This is a genomic window from Staphylococcus sp. HMSC077D08 (genome assembly GCF_001837945.1).
GTDB classification, from domain to species: Bacteria; Bacillota; Bacilli; order Staphylococcales; family Staphylococcaceae; genus Staphylococcus; species Staphylococcus epidermidis.
This window is the reverse complement of record NZ_KV834811.1, coordinates 1-5,167: the sequence shown is the minus strand read 5'-3', so window position 1 is coordinate 5,167 and position 5,167 is coordinate 1. Positions and strand designations below refer to the sequence as shown.

Genomic DNA, 5,167 nt, shown 5'->3' with positions numbered 1-5,167 from the left:
TGGCGACAGAATCAGATAACGCATAAATTTAATATTTAACAATCAAAAGGACAATTAATAAATTGCACATATTTATTATAACATCTTTGTCCTTTTGTTTGTATCAAATGGAGGGATTCAATGGCAATTAAAGAAAAAAATAAGATACTTGAAGTCAATGCGCTAGAAATACCCGACGAATTAATTGAATTGCCTAAATGGGTATTGTGGCGTGCTGAATGGGTCGAGAAACAACAGCTATATGGAAAAGTACCTTATAGCTATGCTGGATATAAAGCGAGTTCTACTAATAGTGATACATGGACTATTTTTGACGCTATCAATGCAATATATGAACAAAATGATATTTATGATGGTATCGGCTTCATGCTAAGCAATGATGATAATTATATTGTATTAGATATTGATAATGCGATTGATGAGAACGGTCAAATCATATCAGATTTAGCATTAGAAATGGTTGAACTAACTTATTGTGAAAAGTCGCCAAGTGGGACGGGCCTACACTGTTTCTTTAAAGGTTATTTACCTTCAGAACGAAAGAAAAAGCGTACAGATTTAGATATTGAGCTATATGACACAGCAAGATTCATGACAGTTACCGGTGAATCAATTGGACAAAGTGAAATATGTGATGATCAAGAAGTATTAAACAATCTATACGTTAGATTTTTTAAACAAGACGAACCAACACAAACTACTATCACATATCATTCTAATGATAAAAGTAATCTTTCTGATGAAGATGTTATTAACATTATGTTGAAATCCAAACAAAAAGATAAAATCAGTAATTTGTTAAAAGGTAATTATGAACTATATTTTGATAGTCCTAGTGAAGGTGTCCAAAGCCTTTTGCATTACCTAGCTTTCTATACTAGTAAAGATAAGGCTCAAATGGAACGTATATTTTTGAGTTATAACAATCTAACCGATAAATGGGATTCTAAGCGTGGTAACACTACTTGGGGACAATTAGAATTAGATAAGGCTATAAATAACCAAAAAGAAGTTTATATCAAACCCAATAATGAATCTAAAACTAAGAAAATTCAAAATGGTTCCTGGTGGTTTTATCCAAATGGTGATGAAAATAAAAAACCTAAATTCAATCATACTATTATGGCCCAATATATTTCTCAGGAATATCACATTGTCAGATACCCTGATTCTGATGGTGATATTTATATTTATAATGCTCAAAGTGGTATTTATGAGCTAGATAAAACAGGTCGTAAATTACGTAAGATTATTAGGAGTTTAGACGTTTTAAAAGATAATTCTGTTAAAGAAGTTAGAAATTACATTGTTGATATGTGTGATGTTAGAAGTGAAGTTAATAAAGAATATGTCGCTGTTAAAAACGGTTTAGTTAATTATAAGACGAAAGCATTTAAAACATTTACACCAGATATTTTTGTTATTAATAAACTACCTACTGCTTATAATCCTAATGCGTATGATGAATTTGTAGATACAACAATACGAAAAGTATCTTGTAATCACGAAGCAACTATCATGAATATATATGAAATGTTTGCACAAGTTTTATACCCGAAAATTCTTATTGATCAAATTATTTATTTACTGGGTACAGTCGCAGATAATGGTAAGTCTACCGTGCAACATATAATAAAAGCCACATTTGATAGTGGTAATCAAATATCATCAGTAAGCCCTCAAAGATTAGCAAATAACCATTTTGCAGGTTCTAGTATATATGGAAAAATGGCCAACATTGTTGATGATCTACCCAATGTTGTAATAGAAGATGCTGGAAACATTAAGACGGCTATCACAGGTGGTTATTTAGAGATTGAGCAAAAAGGTAAGGCCAGTCATTCGGTACGTATGCAAACGCCATTTATTATAGCTAGTAACCATTATCCGAAGTTTAAAGAAAGTGGCGATCAAATTAATAAGCGACTGCACATTATACCATTTAACTACAGTTTTAAGGATGATGAAGATCGTTTGAGCATTACTGAAAGCACTAACATAATCTATAGTGAAAGTGCTAAAGAATATGTATTGAAATTAGCTGTTGATACATTGGCCGATATGCTACAACGTGATGGCACATATATCACACCTAATGAACGCTCTGATAGAAGTTCTGAGTTATTCTCAGACAATAATAATCCTTTAAGTGAATATCTTGAAAATAGAAGTGTTGATTTCTTCTTGGAGCGTCCAGGTGCAGAAACATACAAAGATTATAAAGTATGGTGCCATAACAATTTTATTAGAAAGCCAGTAGAAAAGAATGATTTCATCACACTTTTAGAAAATAACTATGGTATTAAATGGAAACGTTCTGTTAAATATACAGAAAATAATGTTAGATGGGGATTTAAAAAACAAAAAAGGTAGTGCTTTACTACCTTTTACTACCATATTGCTACCTTTATGAACGTTGTCATATCAATATTTTTCGTAGTTTTGGTAGCAGTAGCATTGATTTTAAGAGATTGAAAATATTTTAATAATAAAAACACTATAAAAATATATATGTGAGTATGAAAAAGTCTTAATACTGCTACTTTTTTATCTTTAACCATTGGTGTGACTGGGTTTAAGCAGGTAGCATATGAGTAGTTTTTGGTAGCATTGTGCTACTTATTAAAAGTAAAGGAGAATTTAAAATTATAGATATTAATAAACCAGAACATTTTGATGAATTAAATGAAGATAAGAAATGTGCATTGATGGAATTTTGTAATTCGCTAGATAAAATAAAGTCTTTTAATATGAGGCATTCTTCTTATGGATTAAAACACGTGTTTGAAACAGAATACCGTAAAAAATTAGAAGACACATTTGAAGGTAGCTATATAACAAATGGTCAGTTTAAGGGTGCTATGTTAAAAGCTGGTTTTGATGTAAAAGATAAAACTCAATTAAATTGGCATTTTAATTTGAGCGAGAGAAGTATCAAAGATTTAGGAGATAGTGAAGTTTATAAAAGAATAAAAGGAGCGCGTTTGAGATGAATAAAAAAGATGAAATTTTCAATAGGTTTTGTAGCAATACTTCTACTCAAACTGTATTGGTCAAAGATAATTACTTTGTTGAATATCGAAAGGGAGACGAAATAATTTATTGTCCAATAGAACTTGCTACGGTAGTTAAAGGCTCGAACATTGATTTACATGACAGTGATTTAGTTTCAAATTATGAAGACGGCCCAAGTTTTGATATTAAAAAGTTGAATCTCGATACAGTCGAGATGGACCAAATAGGAGATGAATAATATGAATATAGAAATAATCGCAAATCAATTTGAAACAAGAGCAGGTACGTTATTAAGATATTACACTGGATTATTAGAAAGTAGTAGAGAAACACCGTTTGGATTCAAAATATATAATGATCCGTTTGATATGGTTTATGTAGTTATGAATGGTAATTTATACGGTCACATATATATCAAGGATTGTAATGTGAGAAAAGCGTTTGAGTTAGCTTCTCCTAAGCACACTGAGGGGCTTATAAGAAGTATTGATGGTTATTATGCAGGTTATGAATTACATGATGATAAAACGCTCTCTATAAGCGATATGATGGCTGATAATCTATTTAATGATGAGTTTTTTATGTATGGGTTACAAACTTACGCAGAATCTAATAATAGTGATGTGTTCGACTATATGGAAAAAGGCTTTGACTCAGATACTGTTGAGGGCATTCAGTCCAGTAATGCTGATGTGATAGGTAATATTGAAATGTTGTATCAGTTAGCAACAGGGATTAATGAACCAGCAACAGAATTAGTTGAGGGATTAAAGTTGGTTACTGCATTTGTACAAGATGAGAATGCTACACAAGACGATTATAAGACGTTAGAGCGTAAGTTAAGTGAATTGAAAGAATCGTACTATAGTGTGAGTAAGTAGCTAAATAAGGGGTCGCATGTAGTGTGTGGCTCCTATATAAAAACTAAAAAAAGCTAAGCGCTTAATTTTCATGAGGGGTTAAAATGCAAATTAATTAGAACATATGTTCTTGTGTCGTAGTGTGTGATAGTATATGAAAAACACTTATAAAAGTTGTTAATTCAATGTTTATTAGGATTGTTAAGTAAAAAATAAAATGAGTTAAAACAGGAACATAAGTTTGTATTTTTAGTGTAATTTTGATATAATTAGAGTGTGGAGAAAAATTGAATGTATCAGTACCGTTTTAGGGAGTTAGTAAACAGAAAGGGAATACTAAATAAAACGAGGAATAAAACATGATAGATACATTAAATAAAAATCAATCTGTACCAAACGAATATTTAAGAGTTTATGACATAATTCAGAACTCAAATGAAAAGTATGTAACTAAGACTAAGATATTGAATCAACTAGGTTATCCCCTAAATAAAGCCAATGATAGATGGCTAACACAAGTTATTACTAGCTTAATTATTAACTATCAATATCCAGTAGGTTATAGCTATAAGAAAGATTCTAGAGGCTATTTCATTATCAGAAATGAAGATGATAAGAAACAAGCTATTTACAGTGTCAAACGTCAAATGTTAGGAACACAAGCAAGATTAGATGTACTTCGAAAACTAAGCGTGTAAGAGGTGTAGCATTTGGGAGTAGGACAAAGATATGCTGTTATTCAACTCAAAACAAAGTATAATGCTGCATTCTTAAAAAGTGAGTTTGATAAATGGGAACAACGCATTGATGATATGTACGCTTTACATTATCCAAGAATGTTTATTGATCCATACACTATGCAGTTGTCCTATGAATCAAACCACATAGAAGATTTGGCATTAAGTATTATCGAAGAACGTGAGAAGCTAGAAAAATTTAAGCATAAATCTAACCATGATTTAAAGAAGTTTAACATAATACTATCTAACTATAGTGAAAGTGAACAACGTCAGATAAAGAGGTATCAAAGAGATGACGTATTAGCTGATGAGAGCCTTATATTACGCATATGCGAGGATATAAGCCACATAGATAGTAAAGATAAGAATAATAGAAATACTGCTATACAAGAAGAAATTAAAGCTGATAAAGAGCGACGTAGGGCAGAAGGTAAAGCACGAAAAGAAAGAATTAAAGCGCGTATGAAACGAGCAAGACAAGAAAAGCTTTTAAAAGCAAATTAAAAAGAAAGAGGTATATATTATGACAACAACTACTTATCAAGGTACATC

The 5,167-nt window shown here is 31.0% G+C and carries 6 protein-coding genes; all 6 read left to right on the top strand.

What is annotated here, in order from left to right; translation table 11 throughout:
• Positions 1-120 precede the first annotated feature (120 nt).
• The 6 genes from HMPREF2663_RS09235 (at position 121) to HMPREF2663_RS09210 (ending at position 5,119) form a co-directional block, all read left to right on the top strand.
• Positions 121-2,373, top strand: coding sequence for a phage/plasmid primase, P4 family (locus HMPREF2663_RS09235; RefSeq protein WP_002489660.1), 2,253 nt, complete (start codon positions 121-123; stop codon positions 2,371-2,373).
• Between the two features lie 239 nt (positions 2,374-2,612).
• Positions 2,613-2,993 (top strand): hypothetical protein, encoded by a 381-nt coding sequence (locus tag HMPREF2663_RS09230; RefSeq protein ID WP_002489680.1) that lies wholly within the window; start codon positions 2,613-2,615, stop codon positions 2,991-2,993.
• Positions 2,990-3,253 carry a hypothetical protein gene (locus HMPREF2663_RS09225; RefSeq protein ID WP_002489657.1) on the top strand — a complete coding sequence of 88 codons (264 nt, stop codon included), beginning with the start codon at positions 2,990-2,992 and terminating at the stop codon, positions 3,251-3,253. Before HMPREF2663_RS09230 ends, HMPREF2663_RS09225 begins: the two co-directional genes overlap by 4 nt.
• A 1-nt stretch (position 3,254) precedes the next feature.
• On the top strand, positions 3,255-3,896 hold the full coding sequence (locus HMPREF2663_RS09220; protein ID WP_032603294.1) for a pathogenicity island protein: 642 nt from the start codon (positions 3,255-3,257) through the stop codon (positions 3,894-3,896).
• Positions 3,897-4,234: 338 nt separating this feature from the next.
• Entirely contained in the window at positions 4,235-4,573 is a 339-nt protein-coding gene (locus tag HMPREF2663_RS09215) for a hypothetical protein (RefSeq protein ID WP_064206597.1), read from the top strand.
• A 12-nt stretch (positions 4,574-4,585) separates the two neighbouring features.
• On the top strand, positions 4,586-5,119 hold the full coding sequence (locus tag HMPREF2663_RS09210) for a hypothetical protein (RefSeq protein ID WP_064206596.1): 534 nt from the start codon (positions 4,586-4,588) through the stop codon (positions 5,117-5,119).
• The last annotated feature ends 48 nt before the right edge of the window (positions 5,120-5,167 follow it).